Raw genomic sequence first — 16608 nt, 5'->3', positions numbered from 1 at the left:
TCGTTTTTCTTACTCATTTTCGATAAATTGTCGTACCTTTGCTCTCAAATCAAATCGCAACAAGCAATATCAAGATGAAAACGTATCAGCAACTTTGGCAATCCCTCACCCCACTTTATGATGCTGGCGAAGCACAGGCTATCGTCCGCACCGTGCTTGATGTGAAGTACGGAATGACTCTGACCGACATAATCTGCGGCAAAGTTAATGAATTATCTTCAGACGAGGGAAGAAATCTGGAAGAAATTATCACAAGACTGCAAAATGGCGAACCGGTGCAGTATGTTTTGGGCAAAGCCGACTTTGCCGGCAGGACCTTTCACGTGGAGCCAGGCGTGCTGATTCCAAGACCGGAAACCGCAGAACTCTGCCAATGGATAGAGAAGGATATGATCGAAAAATCAATCGTTTCTTCGGAAGATTCTCCAGAAGATTCTTCGGGAAATTCTCCTCAGGCGACAGACGACGCCAGTCTGATTCTTGATATTTGCACAGGATCCGGCTGCATTGCCATCACATTAGGACTCAACATTCCTAATTCAGAGGTTACAGGATGGGATATTTCGGAAGATGCCCTCCGAATAGCACAAGGAAATGTGGAAATGATGAAAGCCGGAAATGTCAGAATAGAACATCAGGATGCATTGGCTTTGCCAAAAGCAGCAGAGACTGATAACGAAAAAATGAAGGGCAACGATGATAAAGAGGTTGTGAAGCCCAAGGGTAAAGCAAAGACTCCTTCCACCCCAAAATGGGACCTCATCGTGAGCAATCCTCCTTATATCTGCGAAAAGGAGAAAGCGGATATGGAAAAGAATGTGCTGGAGCACGAACCGAGCCTCGCCCTCTTCGTTCCCGATGAAGACCCGCTGAAATTCTACAGAGCCATCGCCGAATATGCATCTTCAGCACTCAAATCCGGAAGAGCATTATACTTCGAGATTAATCCTATCTACGAAAAGGAGACCCGGGAAATGCTGCTAAAACTTGATTTCAAGGATATAGAAACCAAGGAAGATGCTTTCGGAAAGAAGAGAATGATGCGAGCTATAAAATAGTCTATTAGATAAGCGGATTGCAAATCTACCCAGAAAGTCCACCGCCAGGCGTCCCTGCGGATTTGCAATCCGCAGTAAAAAAAGGTTCGACCTATCAAAACCAGAGGATTTGTAATCCTCCCAATAAAACATAAATGCATTATGGAATATTATAACAACTCCAAGCGCCCCAAGAAGCCGATGACAGAGCAGCAGGCACTCCTGAAGCTCACCACTCTCTGCACACAAGCCGAACATTGCTCGCAGGAAATGCTCGATAAGATGAAGAAGTGGGAACTCCCAGAGGATGCCATCGCCCGAAATATGGAATTCCTGACCCAGAAGAAATTCATCGATGACGAGCGATTCACCCGCTTCTTTATCAACGACAAGATAAAATACAATAAATGGGGCCGAAGGAAAGTGGAACAGGCTCTCTGGATGAAGCACATCCCGAAGGAAATCTCCGACCCAATCTTCGAAGAAATCGAGGACGACATGTATTTGGAAACCCTCCTTCCTCTCCTAAAAAACAAATACAAAAACATCAAAGCCAAAAACGACTACGAACGCTCGATGAAACTCATCCGCTTCGCCCTCGGCAGAGGCTATGGTATGGATGTGATTCACAAATGCATCGACAAAATGAAAGAAGAAGATCTGGGAGACATCGATTTCGAAGACGACTTCTAAAGTATTGAAGTTTAGCGAGAAGAAGAATACATACGGCTAGAATAGCCGCATAGGAGACGCTCACTAAAGTTCTATGTAAACATAAGAATCTAATCATAATGTTCAAAGTTCAAAGTCCAATGTAATAATATGAAGTTCAGCCTGTTAGGAAATATCATAGATTTTCTCTTTCCCCGTTACTGTGCCATCTGCGATGAGCGACTGTTGGGCACAGAGGAGATGCTATGCGCCACCTGTCTCCAGGACCTCCCGATTACCCCAACCTGGGAAGCCCCCTATGAGAACAATATGGCTAAGATGTTCTGGGGGCGCATTCCTATCGAAAAAAGCGTCGCCCTCTTCTATTATCACAGCCACTCCAATCCAAGTTACATCATCTACAAACTGAAATACCATCATCGTCCAGATACCGGAAACTATCTGGGAAGACTCATCGCCAGCAAAGGTATCGAATCAGACTTCTTCAAGGATATAGATGCCATCATCCCTATCCCCATCACGAAGTCAAGAAGGAAGACCCGCGGCTATAATCAGAGCGAGGAAATAGCCAGGGGAATACAGGAAAGAACCCATCTCCCCATTATCACAGATGCCATCCGACGAGTAACCTTCACCGAAAGTCAAACCCAAAAGGACAGATGGCAACGACTGGAAAACGTAAAGCATGTATTCCAGCTATCAGATACCTATCACGACAAAGACGGCAAACATCCCATCACCGATCTTGCCGGCAAGCATCTGCTTATCGTCGATGACGTCTGCACCACAGGCGCCACCCTCATCTCCTGCTGCGAAGAGCTGCAGAAGGCAGGCAAGATGAAATTCAGCATCGCTACCATAGGATGGGCTGCAGAATAAGCACCAAATTTCTAGCCAACTTCCCAGCAAAGTTTCCCTTCAGCCCCGCCCAGCCCCCACTTTGCAAGCCAATATCAAGCACAAGGTATAAAAAATCTATAATAAATGGCCTATTTATATGGATAACTCGTTTTTTTGTAGTACCTTTGCAAAGAAATAATAATAATTTAATCCTTATATGATTATGGACAAGCTAAAGAAAGAATTCGCATCTAAGTTATTGAAGGTTAAGGCTATCAAATTGCAGCCTAACGATCCTTTCACTTGGGCTTCTGGTTGGAAGTCTCCTTTCTATTGTGACAACCGCAAGACCCTCTCTTTCCCAGAACTCCGCAACTATGTGAAACTCGAACTCGTACACGCCATTCTGGAGCAGTTCCCAGAGGCTGACGCTGTTGCAGGTGTAGCTACTGGCGCTATTGCACAGGGTGCATTGGTGGCAGACGAATTGAACTTGCCTTTCGTTTACGTTCGTTCTAAACCAAAGGATCATGGTATGCAGAACCTCATCGAAGGTGAGCTCAATCCTAAGGCTAAGGTTGTTGTTGTAGAGGATTTGATTTCTACAGGCGGCAGCTCACTCAAGGCTGTAGAGGCTCTTCGCAAGAACGGCAACGAAATTGTAGGTATGGTAGCTAGCTACACTTACGGTTTCCCTATTGCGGAGAAGGCTTTCGCTGATGCTAACGTGAAGCTGGTTACTCTTACAGACTACGAGCACGTGGTAGAAGAGGCTCTCGAGACTGGTTACATCAAGCAGGAAGACGTAGAGTTGCTCCACGAGTGGCGCAAGGATCCTGCTAACTGGAAGAAGTAAATTTTTACCCATCAATAATGAGTACAAGTACATTCGAAAGTAATATCAAACAGATTCCTCACAAGCAGGAATCTGTTTTTAATACTTTGAGCGACCTCAACAACCTGCAGGTGCTCAAAGATCGCTTCGAGCAGGTGAAAGACCAGATTCCTGAAGACAAGAGAAAGGAAATGGAGAAACTCAAGGACCTGAGATTCGACAGCGACAGCATCACTATCAACGCTCCTATGGTGGGCGACCTCAAGATGCGCATCATCGACAGAGATTTTCCAAAAACCATCAAGTTTGAAACAGAGAACAGCCCTATCCCATTCAATTTCTGGATTCAGCTGCTCCCTACAGGAGAATTTTCTTGCAAGATGAAACTCACCATCAAGGCTGAGCTCAATATGTTTATCAAGGGTATGGTGAAGAAGCCATTGCAGGAAGGCATCGAGAAGATTGCTGATGCACTGGCGATGATTCCTTACCAGGATTAAAAATAAAGAAATTATGGCACATAAACTTTGGGAAAAGAACTTTGAAGTAAACAAGGAAATCGAACGATTCACCGTAGGTCGAGACCGTGAGCTCGATCTCTATCTCGCCAAATACGATGTGCTTGGCAGTATGGCACACATCACCATGCTCGAAAGCATCGGACTTTTGGAAAAGGATGAGCTTACCCAGCTCCTAGCAGAATTGAAGAATATCTACGCCATCGCCGAGAAAGGCGAATTTGTCATCGAAGACGGCGTGGAGGATGTTCATTCCCAAGTAGAATTGATGCTCACCCAGAAACTGGGCGATATGGGCAAAAAGATTCATTCAGGACGCTCACGCAATGATCAGGTTTTGGTAGATCTCAAGCTCTTCACCCGTCACGAGTTGAAGGAGATTGTTGATGCGGTCAAGATTCTCTTCGACGAGCTGATCCAGAAGAGCAACCAATATAAGAACGTATTGATGCCGGGCTATACCCACCTCCAGGTGGCTATGCCTTCATCTTTCGGACTCTGGTTTGGCGCTTATGCAGAAGGACTTGCTGACGATATGCTCTTCCTTCAGGCAGCCTACCGCATGACCAACCGCAATCCTCTGGGTAGCGCAGCAGGCTACGGCAGCTCTTTCCCTCTGAACCGCACCATGACAACCGAACTGCTCGGTTTCGACAGCATGGACTATAATGTAGTCTATGCCCAGATGGGTAGAGGAAAGATGGAGCGCAACGTAGCTTTTGCGATGGCTAGCGTGGCAGGAACCCTGGCAAAGATGGCTTTCGATGCCTGCATGTTCAACTGTCAGAACTTCGGCTTCGTGAAGTTGCCTAAGGAGTGTACCACCGGTTCAAGCATCATGCCTCACAAGAAGAACCCAGACGTATTCGAGCTGATTCGTGCCAAGAGCAACAAGCTCCAGAGCTTGCCACAGCAGATTATGCTCATCATGAACAACCTGCCTGTGGGTTATTTCCGTGATCTTCAGATTATCAAGGAAGTATTCCTCCCAGCTTTCGACGAGTTGAAAGACTGTCTGCAGATGGCTGCCTACATCATCAACAAGATGGAGGTCAACGAGCATATTCTTGATGATTCTCGCTACGACCCAATGTTCTCTGTAGAGGAAGTGAACCAGCTTGCTGCCAACGGAATGCCTTTCCGTGACGCCTACAAGACTGTGGGATTGGAAATCGAAGCTGGAGAATTCAAGCCTAACAAGGATATCCATCATACCCATGAGGGAAGCATCGGCAATCTCTGCAACGACAAGATCCAGTCACTTATGGAGCAGACTCTCTCTGAGTTCCATTTCGAGCGTATGGAGAATGCAGAAAAGAATCTCTTGAAATAAAGGATATCCCTTGAAATCAAAGAGAATCTTGAAATCAAAGAAATCTCTTAATACATTAGAATCTTTTTGAACTCAATGAAGGAAAAAACATCTATATATAATCATATATATAATAAGGTGTATATATATAATAAGGTGAAGAGAATGGCAGCAAAAGCTGTGCTCTTCACCTTTTTGTGTATCTGTCTCATTCTTTCCTCCTCACTTCTGGCATCCTGCGATGCAGACAACAGCATCAGCACCCGATACCCATGCCAGTTTATCTTCCGAACCATCTACCATCCAGGAAGCAGCATTGAGACTGCTCTCAAAGGAGCCGGCACCTACACTATGATTAGTGCCAAAAAGGTAAATGGTGCCTGGAATATCTATTCCACCCTCAACGATGGCAAGAACCATACTGAAACCATCGTCCTCTCTACAGCCAAGGAAAACTATGCCAACTATAGCCATCTAGGAGCAGGAAACGACCTGAAGGATGCCACCAAGAATGGTTTCATCCTAGGCACAACCAACTTCAATGGCTATGTAGCATGGGACAGGCAATGCCTGAACTGCATCCTGCAATATGGCGGTACCAACTATCCACTGGAGTGGACAGGCAACAGACAATCGGTCATCTGCAACAAGTGCAAAAGAGTATATAGCCTTGAAAATGGCACCATCACAAGCGGTGGACAGGGAAAAGAAGATAAGATGCTGATGCAATATCGGGTAACCTACACAGGTATTGGCAGCGTGCTGACCGTAGGAAATTAGGGTTCTACGAGAAAAAATGCACGTTTTTGAAGAAAAATGGGGTATTTTTTCTTAAAAGTTGTAAATCCATTTGGTGGAACCGGGAAATTATATTACCTTTGCACTCGAAATTAAGTAACGCGGAAATAGCTCAGTTGGTAGAGCACAACCTTGCCAAGGTTGGGGTCGCGGGTCCGAGTCCCGTTTTCCGCTCCAACTCTAACGTTTACCATGCCGCAATGGTGGAATTGGTAGACACGAGGGACTTAAAATCCCTTGGCCAGTAATGGCTGTGCGGGTTCGAGTCCCGCTCGCGGCACTCCTCCCTTAAAATTTTTCTTATGAAAAAATTTGCATACATCATATTTCTTATTTCATCGATTTTACTAACATCATGTGGTGTCAGTAGTGGTCACTTTAAACTTGATGGCAAATTTTTAAATATGAATCAAGGTGAATTTTATGTTTATAGCACAGATGGCGGCATGGAAGGCGTAGATACCATCAAAGTTGTAGGCGGTAGATTCACATACGAGATGCCCTGCCATGACGATTGTACGCTGATGATCGTTTTCCCAAATTTCTCTGAGCAACCTATCTTCGCAGAATCAGGAGAATCTGTGGAGCTGAAAGGCGATGCTTCCCACTTGAAGGAAATGGAGGTAAAGGGCACCAAGAACAATGAGTTGATGACCAAATTCCGCAAATCAATTCTTGGCAATACTCCGCCACAGGAAAAGAAACAGGCAGAACTCTTCATCGAAGATAACGCAAAGTCGGTAGTAAGCCTCTTTCTCATCAAGAAATACTTCATTGCCACCCCTCAACCAGATTACAAGAAAGCGTTCTCTCTCCTTACTCTGTTGGAGAAAGAACAGCCTAAGAATATTCAGGTAGGTAAACTGAAGCAGCAGATTTCTGCAATGAAAGACGCAGGAATTGGCACCAAATTACCAACTTTCACGTCATACGACACAAAAGGAAAGCTCATCTCCAGCACAGAACTGACCAGTTCACCTGTTGCAGTCATCTATACCTGGGCTACATTCAATTATGACAGTCAGGACATACAGAGAGAGTTGAAGAAGCGTCAACGCTCATCACAAGGCAAACTCAAGCTGATGGGCTTCTGCCTGGATGCAAGCAAGAGCAGCTGCCAGGAGAATATGAAGCGCGACTCTATCAACTGGGCTGTAGTATGCAATGGAGAAATGCTGGAAGACAAGACTTTGAAGAAGTTGGGACTCACTTCAATGCCCGACAACATCATACTTCAAAATGGAAAAATAACAGCCCGAGGCCTTAACAAGCAAGATCTATACAACAAACTAGACCAACTGCTGAAATAATACCGCGAGCTCTAACCTTCTAAAAAAGAGCTTATGTTAGTAAAAACCTATTGTGCAGCAGTCAACGGACTGGAAGTCACGACTGTAACTGTAGAAGTCAGCCTCAACACAGGCGTAATGTATCACCTTACGGGCCTAGGCGACGAAGCGGTCAGGGAAAGCCGTAACCGTATCGCAGCAGCCATGCAGTATAGCGGCTATAAATTTCCAATAGCCGACATTACCATCAACCTGGCACCCGCCAACCTGCGCAAGGAGGGCAGCAGTTTCGACCTTCCTTTAGCCATCGGCATTTTAGGTGCCAATGGCAATATCCCCGACGATCATCTCAAAGAATACATGATGGTGGGCGAATTGAGCCTTGACGGCACATTGCAACCTATCAAGGGAGCTCTGCCTATCGCCATCAAGGCAAGGTCTGAACACTACAAAGGTCTGATTGTACCAGAACAAAACGCCCGGGAAGCTGCCGTTGTGAACAATCTGGAGGTTTATGGAATGAAAAACCTCTTTGATGTCATACAGTTTCTTGGCGACAAATCATCCCCCACCCCAACCATTGTAGATACTCGCAAGGAGTTTTACGAGAACCAGGTTCATTGCGACTACGATTACGCAGACGTAAAGGGCCAGGAAAACGTGAAGCGTGCCTTGGAAGTAGCCGCTGCCGGCGGTCACAATCTCATCATGGTAGGTCCTCCCGGATCGGGAAAATCTATGATGGCAAAGCGTCTCCCCTCCATTCTTCCACCCCTTACTCTCTCAGAAAGTCTGGAAACTACCCAGATACATTCCATAGCTGGCAAATTAGGCAAAAACGTATCCCTCATTGCCCAGCGCCCTTTCAGAGCGCCTCACCATACCATCTCGCAAGTAGCACTGGTAGGTGGAGGAACTTCTCCACAACCCGGCGAAATATCTCTTGCCCATAATGGCGTGCTTTTCTGCGACGAATTGCCAGAGTTCAACAAAACCACCCTGGAAGTTTTGCGCCAACCTCTGGAAGACCGCCACATCAACATCAGCAGAGCCAAATACGCCATTGATTACCCTTGCTCGTTCATGTTTGTAGCAAGCATGAACCCATGTCCTTGCGGCTACTATGGTGACCCTACGCATCATTGTGTCTGTACCCCGGGACAGATACAACGCTACATGAACAAGATTTCCGGTCCGTTACTCGACCGCATCGATATCCAGTGCGAAATCAGTCCTGTACCTTTCAAGGACATCTCCAAGGCAGCCCCAGGAGAACCAAGTGCCAGAATCAGGGAAAGAGTAATCAGAGCCCGAGAGATTCAGGCAGAAAGATTCAAGGATTTCAAGGGAATACACTGTAATGCCCAGATGACGGAACGTATGATTCATCAATTTGCGGAACCAACAGAGGAAGGAATCAATCTCCTCAGAATGGCAATGGAGAAACTATCCCTTTCTGCACGTGCCTACAACCGTATCTTGAAAGTTGCCCGCACCATTGCCGACCTTGCCGGAAGTCAGCAGGTAGAACCTCAACACCTGGCAGAAGCTATCGGATATCGGACACTAGATAGGGGAGATTGGGCAGAAAGAGGACACTTCTAAGATAATTATCAGCCAAAACATATAAGAAAATCGCCTAAAGAAGGGGTATTTTTATTGCACAGGGGGTATTTTCTATCAAATATCCCCATTTTAAAAACAAAATGCACCCCGATAAGATAATTTTTACCCCCTTACAAGCAGAGAAACACGTACCTTTGCAATCGTAAAACAGACGTTATCACAACGTAGGTATAACACAACAAAAAATAAACTTTTAAAATTTCAAGACTATGGATAGTATTTTTAGAATTACAGAAGTTATCAAGAAAGTAGGTTTCGCGATTCTTATCGCAGAGTTGGCTGTTATCGCTTACTTGAACGTGATGTAATCATCACCCGATAAAGAAAAATAAGACACGTTATAATATATAAAGTAAGATATATAAAGGAGGAAGTTTTCTACTTATTAAGGTAAGAAGATTGATTATTAAAACAGCAAGACTCAAGACAATAGTAAATGATAATGATTGTGCTACCCTTATCAGAAAGACCTGAAGGGCAAGCACAAAAAAGGCTCGGGCTGGAAAGCTAGAGCCTTTTTTAGTATCTGAATTTTAGAAATTACACCTTAATTATATATATAAAGGAGAAAAAGGACACCTAATTATTCCGCATTTCCAACATTTTTTTGTAATTTTGCACCCAAATAACAAAAATATATTAGCTAATATGGAACAAAAGAATTTCAAACGTACCACTGTTACGGCAGCATTGCCTTACGCTAATGGTGGTGTGCATATCGGGCACCTGGCAGGTGTTTATGTGCCAGCCGATATCTATGTACGCTATCTTCGCCTTAAAAAGCAAGACGTTGTTTTCATAGGCGGTAGCGACGAGCATGGTGTACCTGTTACTATCCGTGCCAAGAAGGAAGGCATTACCGTACAGGAAGTAGTGGATCGCTATCACAACCTCATCAAGAAGAGCTTCGAGGATTTCGGCATCTCCTTTGATGTTTACAGCCGCACAACTTCTAAGGTTCACAATAAGTTTGCTTCTGATTTCTTCCGTACTCTTTACGATAAGGGCGTTTTGGAAGAGAAAGTAGAAGAGCAGTTCTGCGATGAGGTTACCGGCGAGTTCCTTACCGACCGTAACATCGTGGGTACCTGCCCTCGCTGCGGTGCAGAAGGTGCATACGGCGACCAGTGCGAGAAATGTGGTGCAACCCTCTCTCCAGACGAGTTGATTAACCCTACCAATAAGAACAACCCTGGTCATGGCCTCGTCAAGAAGCCTACCAAGAACTGGTATCTCCCACTGGGCAAGTATCAGGACTGGTTGAAGCAGTGGATCCTGGAAGGTCACAAGGAGTGGCGTTCCAATGTTTACGGACAGTGCAAGAGCTGGTTGGATATGGATCTGCAGCCTCGTGCGATGACCCGCGACCTGGATTGGGGTATTCCTGTTCCTGTAGAGGGAGCAGAAGGCAAGGTTCTCTATGTCTGGTTTGATGCTCCAATCGGCTACATCTCCAATACCAAGGAGCTTTGCGATGCACAGCCAGAGAAATGGGGTACATGGCAGAAGTGGTGGCAGGATCCAGAGACACGTCTCGTTCACTTCATCGGTAAGGACAACATCGTGTTCCACTGCATCATCTTCCCTACCATGCTGAAGGCTCACGGCGACTATATCCTGCCGGACAACGTACCAGCCAATGAGTTCCTGAATCTTGAGGATGATAAGATTTCTACCTCTCGCAACTGGGCAGTTTGGTTGCACGAGTATCTTGTAGATTTGCCAGGCAAGCAGGATGTCTTGCGCTATGTATTGACAGCCAACGCTCCAGAGACCAAGGACAACAACTTTACCTGGAAGGATTTCCAGGAGCGCAACAACTCCGAGTTGGTTGCCGTTTATGGTAACTTCGTAAACCGTGCTCTCCAGCTCACCAAGAAGTACTGGGGCGGCGTGGTTCCTGCCTGCGGCGAATTGCAGGAGGTTGACCAGAAGGCTATCGCTGAGTTCAAGGATGTGAAGGAGAAGGTTGAGCAGTATCTCGACGTATTCAAGTTCCGTGAGGCTCAGAAGGAGGCTATGAATCTGGCACGTATCGGTAACAAGTACATCACAGAGTGCGAGCCTTGGAAGGTTTGGAAGACCGATCCTAAGCGTGTGGAGACCATCTTGAACATCTCCCTCCAGCTGGTTGCCAACCTTGCCATCGCCTTTGAGCCATTCCTGCCATTCTCATCAGAGAAGCTCCGCAAGATGATCAATATGCCAACCTTCGAGTGGACTCAGCTTGGCAGTACAGAGCTCCTCAAGCCTGGCACCCAGCTTGGTGAGCCAGAATTGCTCTTCGAAAAGATTGAGGATGAGGTGATAGAGAAGCAGCTCCAGAAGCTCGCTGACACCAAGAAGGCTAACGAGGAAGCTTCTTACAAGGCCGCCCCTATCAAGCCAGAGGTTAGCTTCGATGATTTCGAAAAGCTCGACATCCGCGTAGGTCACATCCTGAACTGCGAGAAGGTGAAGAAGTCTAAGAAGCTCCTGAAGTTCACCATCGATGATGGCTCAGGCGTAGAGCGTACTATCTGTTCAGGTATCGCTGCATACTATGAGCCAGAGCAGCTGATCGGCAAGGATGTACTCTTCGTTGCCAACTTTGCTCCTCGCAAGATGATGGGTATTGAGAGTCAGGGTATGATTCTCTCTGCCGTTAACTTCGATGGTTCACTCAATGTTACCTCTCTCTTGGGTCAGGTAAAGCCAGGAAGCCAGGTAGGATAATCGTTTCGAAAAAAGCTCTATATCTTCAATACTGAGGATATAGAGCTTTTCTTTTCAGCTAAAGGAGTAAAAGTGGTATCATCAACTAAAGCGCAAAGCGATAGCCTACCGTAAAGGTAAATACCTTGTTCTTGGAATCGCCGGCATCAGTCTTATTCACCTTGGTCAAGCCGATATGATAGCGAGCATCCAGAATCACATTCATATACTCATACGATAAACCTACAGGAATAGACACATTCACCTTCTTGGCAGGGTATATGCTTTCCACATCCCGGCTTTCCTTGTAAAGAGTTGAACCCGTCTTATTATCCTTCTCCAAATCAGTTTCTTCCGACAGCCTCTTGCCATCTCCACACAAGAACCCCACCTGTGCACCAGCCATAATGGCAAACTGAGGAGCCACGTATGCCTTCAGCATCAAAGGCACCTGAACATAGTCAAGATTCAGGCGATGATCCTTCACACCCGTATATTTCTTGATTCCATTATTACCAGCATCCCCCTGTACAGCCATCTCATAATCACCCCAGCGGGCACCCTGACGGGCATAATAAGCACCCAGAGAAACACCCAGGTAATCTGTGGCACGATACTCCACATCGAGTCCACCCAGGAATCCCGCCTGACTCTTGGATTTCACCTCCCTGTTGTTTTCCTTTGGCAGATAGATGGAATTATCACTCAGATTGGCAATAGCCACACCTACTCGGGGTATCACCGAGAATTTACCTACAGGATTCTCCTCACCTTGCGCCATTGCCCCCATAGCAGAAAGCAACAGCATCATCACGATAGCAATATTCTTTTTCATCATATTCATTTTTTGAATTACACCTTATTATATATAGAGAGATAAATTCAATTCTATATATAGATAAACTCAAAAACACGAAGAATATTGCATCCATACTGAATAAGGATTCAATAAAATCAAGCCACCTTCTCTGTAGAAAAAGATCCTAATGCAGTCTGTGTTCCAATCTACACAGAGCCTACAGACATGAACCAGGCATTGACCCAAATACGTGATTTCTATGGATAAGCTTTACAGTCAAAGCAATATTGATGGCATTAAGCACATTCATCTGCGAGATTTTTTGAAAATGACAACTTTGGTTTGATGCCATGTAGATTACGAATATTACCATATAATCAAGGGTCTATACGCCACCTGTTCATCGTGGCATATAGACACATTAAGTACGCAGAAAGACTCCATAAAGCGGCATGTTGGAGATATTCTCTTGTTGACGATAAGGCAACATAGAATAACGTATGGCAGATATGTCAGGGTGCTCCTTAAGATAGTTATGCAATGAGGTGGCTTTGATGCTTGTACCGCCTTTTACTTCTATAGGCAATAATGCCCCTTCACGCTGAACGAGGAAATCCATTTCCATACGAGAAGTATCAGAACTGTAATAATAGATGTGGGTAATACCCGATGCAAGCAACTGCTGAAGGACATACTGTTCTGTGAACGCTCCTTTGTTCTCCGTGAATACGTTATCGCCAAGTAACACATCTTTTGCAGCGGTATCAGCCATAGCCCCCATCAGTCCACAATCGCACAGATACAACTTGAATGCTGACAAGTCTTCATAAAACTTCAACGGCAACTCAGGCTTTGTCACCTTAGTTATTTTATAAACCAAACCGACATCCACTAACCACTGTATGGCTAACTCAAATTCCTTGGCTTTGCCACCCTTCTTCAATACCCCATAGACAAACTTCTTATTCTCTTTCGAAAGCTGACCGAGTATGGACTGCCATACCATATCTATGCGAGGCACCTCCTGTGCAGGAGCATACTTGGAGAAGTCGCTTGCATAATTGGAGAGAATTTCGTTCTGAATAGTGCGCACTTGCCCGAGCAATTTGTTTTCCATATACATCTTCACAACTTCAGGCATTCCGCCCACGTAATAGTATTGACGCAAATAATCTTTCAGTTTTTCGTGGAACGCATTCATTAACGCATAATCCTTGCTGTGCATCAGCTTGAGCAGCTGGTCCTCTCCCATAGCCATAAGAAATTCTTCAAAATCCATAGGGAACAGACGCATTGTCTGAACCTTGCCTACGGGAAATGACACACCTGCATGCAGGGCAACCCCCAACAGCGAACCTGCCACCACAATATGATACTCTGGAGCATCTTCGCAGAAATACTTCAAAGCTTCCAACGCCTGTGGGAATGCTTGCACCTCATCCAAGAATATAAGGGTTTTACCAGGAATTATATCCACACCAGTCAAAGCACTTAATCCTCGAATGATTCTCGCCGTATCGAAGTCGCCTTCATATATGGCTTGCAGGTTATCATTCCTATCGCAACTTACATAAGCAAGATTATCAAACTCTGCACGACCGAATTCTTTAAGAATATAAGTCTTGCCACATTGTCTTACCCCGTTTAATATCAACGGCTTATGACACTCTTGATTTTTCCATTCTACAAGCTTAGCATATATCTTTCTCTTCATATCTTTACACTTTTAGACACATAAAACAATCAGATTATTACACTTTTCGACACATGATAATATCGAAAGTTTACACTTTCTGACACGTAATATCAATGCAAAACTACACTTTTTTACACATACGACCAAATAAACATTGAGCATAAAGTGAGATATTAAGATATTTTAATACAATAGGTACTTCAAACCATGAAAACAGGTAGCACGAAACCACCACACTGCCATATCATCCACCCAACAGGTATCAAGACACGATGAAGGGTCTATACGCCCACCTATCATCGTGGCATATAGACCCTTGTCGTTTCCCGTGAAGTGCGGGTGACTATGTTTGCTGGGCACCTTATACTCCTGCCCAGCTTAGGAGTTTTATACTATATCTTTAACTTCACAATCAGTGAATGCTACTGCCGCAATATGACTCTTCTGAATGAATACCCAAGAAATTTAGCCCACATTGCAGCAGTCTTTGATGAAAAACTTAAAGATTCCTAACGAAATCCTAGATTTTGGCAGTTTTCAGCCAATTACCTAGCTGATTTTGCATAAAGAATCCTAATTTGCGGCGAATGTTCGGGAAAACCAAAGATAAAGTGTTAACAATAAGAAATATTAGGAGACATTTTGGCTGCTATGGGTTTTCAGACAATCTCCCCCATTTCCAGTTTCAGATGGAGGGTTGTTTTCCGCTTCCTTGTCCAGGAGCTCTTCAGTAGGAATATAATTGCTGCCAAGGACTATGAATGTAAGGTTGAAGAACAGCAGTGCCATCAGCCCCACAAGAGCTAGTATATATAATTAAGGTGGTGGAGAACATGGCTACCGGCAAGATAAGGACCGGGAGACAGAGGATGAATATGCTGGCTCGTGAATATCTCACGTAGGGCAGCATATCCGTAGCCGCCATCGTTTCCAGCATCTTCCTGCGGTTGGCACGGGTGGTCTCCAGATTATAGATGCCCATGCAGATGAGCGAGAAGCAAGGGGTATAGACGAGAATGTTGATCACCGCCCCCAGATCATCGTCTATGGCACGGAATCCGAACTTCATCTGTATCACATATTGTATCGCCAGACCTGTGATGGCTGCTGCTATCATCCATCTTGAACGTTCGTATCGTTTGTTCTTCCATCTTACATGCAGACAGGAGAGTGCCACGATGAAGGCATTGATGAACATGAAGATGAAACAGGCAAACTGAAGTAAAAACAATGAATCCATACGCTTCCTATCTTATGTTTACTTGCTTAAATTTCTAATTACTTGCTTTATGAGTATCAAAGTCGTATATCCCAACAGCGTAAGATAACTATTTATATAGTGTAAAGTCTATGTATTATGCGCCGTGCATCGTTCGAAGTAAGCACGTGCATCGTTCGATGTGAGAGCGTGCGTCGTTCGACGCACGTGCTTACTTCGTTCGGTGTGAGTCGCAAAACAAATAGGCAATACACCTCTTTCCCTGCAGGAATGAGCGTATATTGCCTATTATGAATAGATGTGATGATATATAGAGTATCATCCTTTCCTTGTTTTTCTATTATCCGTAGATAACCTTACCATTCTCATCCTCGTAAGGAGTCATATCCTTAGCATACTGGTTCATGGCGCGGAGGCTCATACCCATAGATGAGAAACCACCATCGTGGAAGAGGTTCTGCATAGTTACCTTGCGGGTGAAGTCAGAGAACATCATTACGCAATAGTTAGCGCAATCCTCTGCTACCGCATTTCCGAGTGGAGACATCTTGTCAGCAAAGTCCATCATATTCGCGATATCCTTGATACCCTTACCTGCAGTTGTTGCTGTAGGGCTCTGAGAGATGGTATTGATGCGGACGTGCTTCTCACGACCATAGATGTAACCGAAGCTGCGTGCGATGCTCTCGAGCATGCTCTTGGCATCAGCCATATCGTTGTAACCGAAGAAAGTACGCTGAGAAGCTACGTAAGTGAGAGCTACTACAGAACCCCACTCATTGATAGCATCCAACTTCTTGGCTACCTGCAACATCTTGTGGAAAGAGATAGCAGAAATATCCAAAGTCTTGTTCAAGAAATTGTAGTCGAGATCATCGTATGTACGATGCTTACGAACATTAGGGCTCATAGCAACAGAGTGGAGCACGAAGTCAATCTTGCCACCGAGCTTCTCCTGAGCCTCAGTGAAAACCTTTTCCAAATCCTCAACGCTGGTCGCATCCGCTGCGATGATAGGAGCGTTGATCTGTTCAGCGAGCTTATCCAGCGTACCCATACGCAAAGCCATAGCTGTGTTACTGAGTGCGATGGTAGCACCCTCTTCAGCAGCCTTAACGGCTACTTTCCAAGCGATTGATTCCTCATTGAGTGCACCGAAGATGATGCCACGCTTGCCTTTTAACAAATTGTGAGTCATTGTTATCTTAATACTATATGTTTATAAATCGTGCGCAAAATTACGAAATTTGTGCAATATATGCAAGCTTTTTCG

General features: G+C 45.0%; 14 protein-coding genes and 2 tRNA genes. 12 read left to right on the top strand and 4 right to left on the bottom strand.

Translation table 11 applies throughout. The features are described from left to right. Window positions 1-74: 74 nt before the first annotated feature. The 12 genes from prmC (at window position 75) to metG (ending at window position 11642) form a co-directional block, all read left to right on the top strand. Complete coding sequence (gene prmC / locus AAAT87_RS08290) at window positions 75-1058, top strand: peptide chain release factor N(5)-glutamine methyltransferase (RefSeq protein ID WP_349226177.1); 984 nt, start codon at window positions 75-77, stop codon at window positions 1056-1058. Window positions 1059-1199: 141 nt separating this feature from the next. Beyond that, window positions 1200-1730 (top strand): regulatory protein RecX, encoded by a 531-nt coding sequence (locus tag AAAT87_RS08285; protein ID WP_153091638.1) that lies wholly within the window; start codon window positions 1200-1202, stop codon window positions 1728-1730. 129 nt (window positions 1731-1859) lie between these two features. Further along, window positions 1860-2588 carry a ComF family protein gene (locus AAAT87_RS08280; protein ID WP_349226176.1) on the top strand — a complete coding sequence of 243 codons (729 nt, stop codon included), beginning with the start codon at window positions 1860-1862 and terminating at the stop codon, window positions 2586-2588. Window positions 2589-2772: 184 nt separating this feature from the next. Next, complete coding sequence (gene pyrE / locus AAAT87_RS08275) at window positions 2773-3405, top strand: orotate phosphoribosyltransferase (RefSeq protein ID WP_349226175.1); 633 nt, start codon at window positions 2773-2775, stop codon at window positions 3403-3405. Window positions 3406-3422: 17 nt separating this feature from the next. Continuing rightward, window positions 3423-3884 (top strand): polyketide cyclase, encoded by a 462-nt coding sequence (locus AAAT87_RS08270; RefSeq protein WP_089543321.1) that lies wholly within the window; start codon window positions 3423-3425, stop codon window positions 3882-3884. Between the two features lie 13 nt (window positions 3885-3897). Beyond that, complete coding sequence (argH, locus tag AAAT87_RS08265) at window positions 3898-5235, top strand: argininosuccinate lyase (protein ID WP_349226174.1); 1338 nt, start codon at window positions 3898-3900, stop codon at window positions 5233-5235. 144 nt (window positions 5236-5379) lie between these two features. Then, window positions 5380-5994: a hypothetical protein gene (locus AAAT87_RS08260; RefSeq protein ID WP_295025154.1), complete on the top strand. Its 615-nt coding sequence runs from the start codon at window positions 5380-5382 to the stop codon at window positions 5992-5994. A gap of 119 nt (window positions 5995-6113) precedes the next feature. Then, window positions 6114-6189 (top strand) — tRNA-Gly (locus tag AAAT87_RS08255). A 17-nt stretch (window positions 6190-6206) separates the two neighbouring features. Beyond that, window positions 6207-6292 (top strand) — tRNA-Leu (locus AAAT87_RS08250). 22 nt (window positions 6293-6314) lie between these two features. Continuing rightward, complete coding sequence (locus AAAT87_RS08245) at window positions 6315-7322, top strand: DUF4369 domain-containing protein (protein ID WP_349226173.1); 1008 nt, start codon at window positions 6315-6317, stop codon at window positions 7320-7322. A 33-nt stretch (window positions 7323-7355) separates the two neighbouring features. Then, window positions 7356-8906: a YifB family Mg chelatase-like AAA ATPase gene (locus AAAT87_RS08240; RefSeq protein ID WP_295025156.1), complete on the top strand. Its 1551-nt coding sequence runs from the start codon at window positions 7356-7358 to the stop codon at window positions 8904-8906. A 669-nt stretch (window positions 8907-9575) separates the two neighbouring features. Beyond that, the gene (gene metG / locus AAAT87_RS08235; RefSeq protein WP_295025157.1) at window positions 9576-11642 is read left to right on the top strand and encodes a methionine--tRNA ligase; all 2067 of its coding nucleotides are present in this window, start codon (window positions 9576-9578) and stop codon (window positions 11640-11642) included. 85 nt (window positions 11643-11727) lie between these two features. On the opposite strand, the gene AAAT87_RS08230 is transcribed toward metG, so the two are convergent. From AAAT87_RS08230 to AAAT87_RS08215, 4 genes are all read right to left on the bottom strand, one after another. Then, a complete protein-coding gene (locus AAAT87_RS08230) occupies window positions 11728-12459 on the bottom strand; it encodes a porin family protein (RefSeq protein WP_349226172.1) in 732 nt (243 codons plus the stop codon). A gap of 382 nt (window positions 12460-12841) precedes the next feature. Further along, window positions 12842-14134 carry an ATP-binding protein gene (locus AAAT87_RS08225; RefSeq protein WP_349226171.1) on the bottom strand — a complete coding sequence of 431 codons (1293 nt, stop codon included), beginning with the start codon at window positions 14132-14134 and terminating at the stop codon, window positions 12842-12844. 709 nt (window positions 14135-14843) lie between these two features. Continuing rightward, window positions 14844-15356, bottom strand: a complete 513-nt coding sequence (locus AAAT87_RS08220) for a hypothetical protein (protein ID WP_349226170.1) — start codon at window positions 15354-15356, stop codon at window positions 14844-14846. A gap of 319 nt (window positions 15357-15675) precedes the next feature. Continuing rightward, a complete protein-coding gene (locus tag AAAT87_RS08215) occupies window positions 15676-16533 on the bottom strand; it encodes an enoyl-ACP reductase FabI (protein ID WP_089545314.1) in 858 nt (285 codons plus the stop codon). Between the last annotated feature and the right edge of the window lie 75 nt (window positions 16534-16608).

The organism is Segatella sinensis (assembly GCF_040095255.1).
GTDB classification, from domain to species: Bacteria; Bacteroidota; Bacteroidia; order Bacteroidales; family Bacteroidaceae; genus Prevotella; species Prevotella sinensis.
Note: the sequence above shows the minus strand (reverse complement) of the source record. Positions and strands in the feature narration are given on the sequence as shown.

Excerpts from the sequence above, each read along its gene's own strand:
- AAAT87_RS08280 (WP_349226176.1), top strand. The coding sequence starts at position 1,860 with ATGAAGTTCAGCCTGTTAGGAAATATCATAGATTTTCTCTTTCCCCGT.
- prmC (WP_349226177.1), top strand. The coding sequence starts at position 75 with ATGAAAACGTATCAGCAACTTTGGCAATCCCTCACCCCACTTTATGAT.
- pyrE (WP_349226175.1), top strand. The coding sequence starts at position 2,773 with ATGGACAAGCTAAAGAAAGAATTCGCATCTAAGTTATTGAAGGTTAAG.
- metG (WP_295025157.1), top strand. The coding sequence starts at position 9,576 with ATGGAACAAAAGAATTTCAAACGTACCACTGTTACGGCAGCATTGCCT.
- AAAT87_RS08245 (WP_349226173.1), top strand. The coding sequence starts at position 6,315 with ATGAAAAAATTTGCATACATCATATTTCTTATTTCATCGATTTTACTA.
- AAAT87_RS08230 (WP_349226172.1), bottom strand. The coding sequence starts at position 12,459 with ATGATGAAAAAGAATATTGCTATCGTGATGATGCTGTTGCTTTCTGCT.
- AAAT87_RS08240 (WP_295025156.1), top strand. The coding sequence starts at position 7,356 with ATGTTAGTAAAAACCTATTGTGCAGCAGTCAACGGACTGGAAGTCACG.
- AAAT87_RS08225 (WP_349226171.1), bottom strand. The coding sequence starts at position 14,134 with ATGAAGAGAAAGATATATGCTAAGCTTGTAGAATGGAAAAATCAAGAG.
- AAAT87_RS08260 (WP_295025154.1), top strand. The coding sequence starts at position 5,380 with ATGGCAGCAAAAGCTGTGCTCTTCACCTTTTTGTGTATCTGTCTCATT.
- argH (WP_349226174.1), top strand. The coding sequence starts at position 3,898 with ATGGCACATAAACTTTGGGAAAAGAACTTTGAAGTAAACAAGGAAATC.
- AAAT87_RS08215 (WP_089545314.1), bottom strand. The coding sequence starts at position 16,533 with ATGACTCACAATTTGTTAAAAGGCAAGCGTGGCATCATCTTCGGTGCA.
- AAAT87_RS08270 (WP_089543321.1), top strand. The coding sequence starts at position 3,423 with ATGAGTACAAGTACATTCGAAAGTAATATCAAACAGATTCCTCACAAG.
- AAAT87_RS08285 (WP_153091638.1), top strand. The coding sequence starts at position 1,200 with ATGGAATATTATAACAACTCCAAGCGCCCCAAGAAGCCGATGACAGAG.
- AAAT87_RS08220 (WP_349226170.1), bottom strand. The coding sequence starts at position 15,356 with ATGGATTCATTGTTTTTACTTCAGTTTGCCTGTTTCATCTTCATGTTC.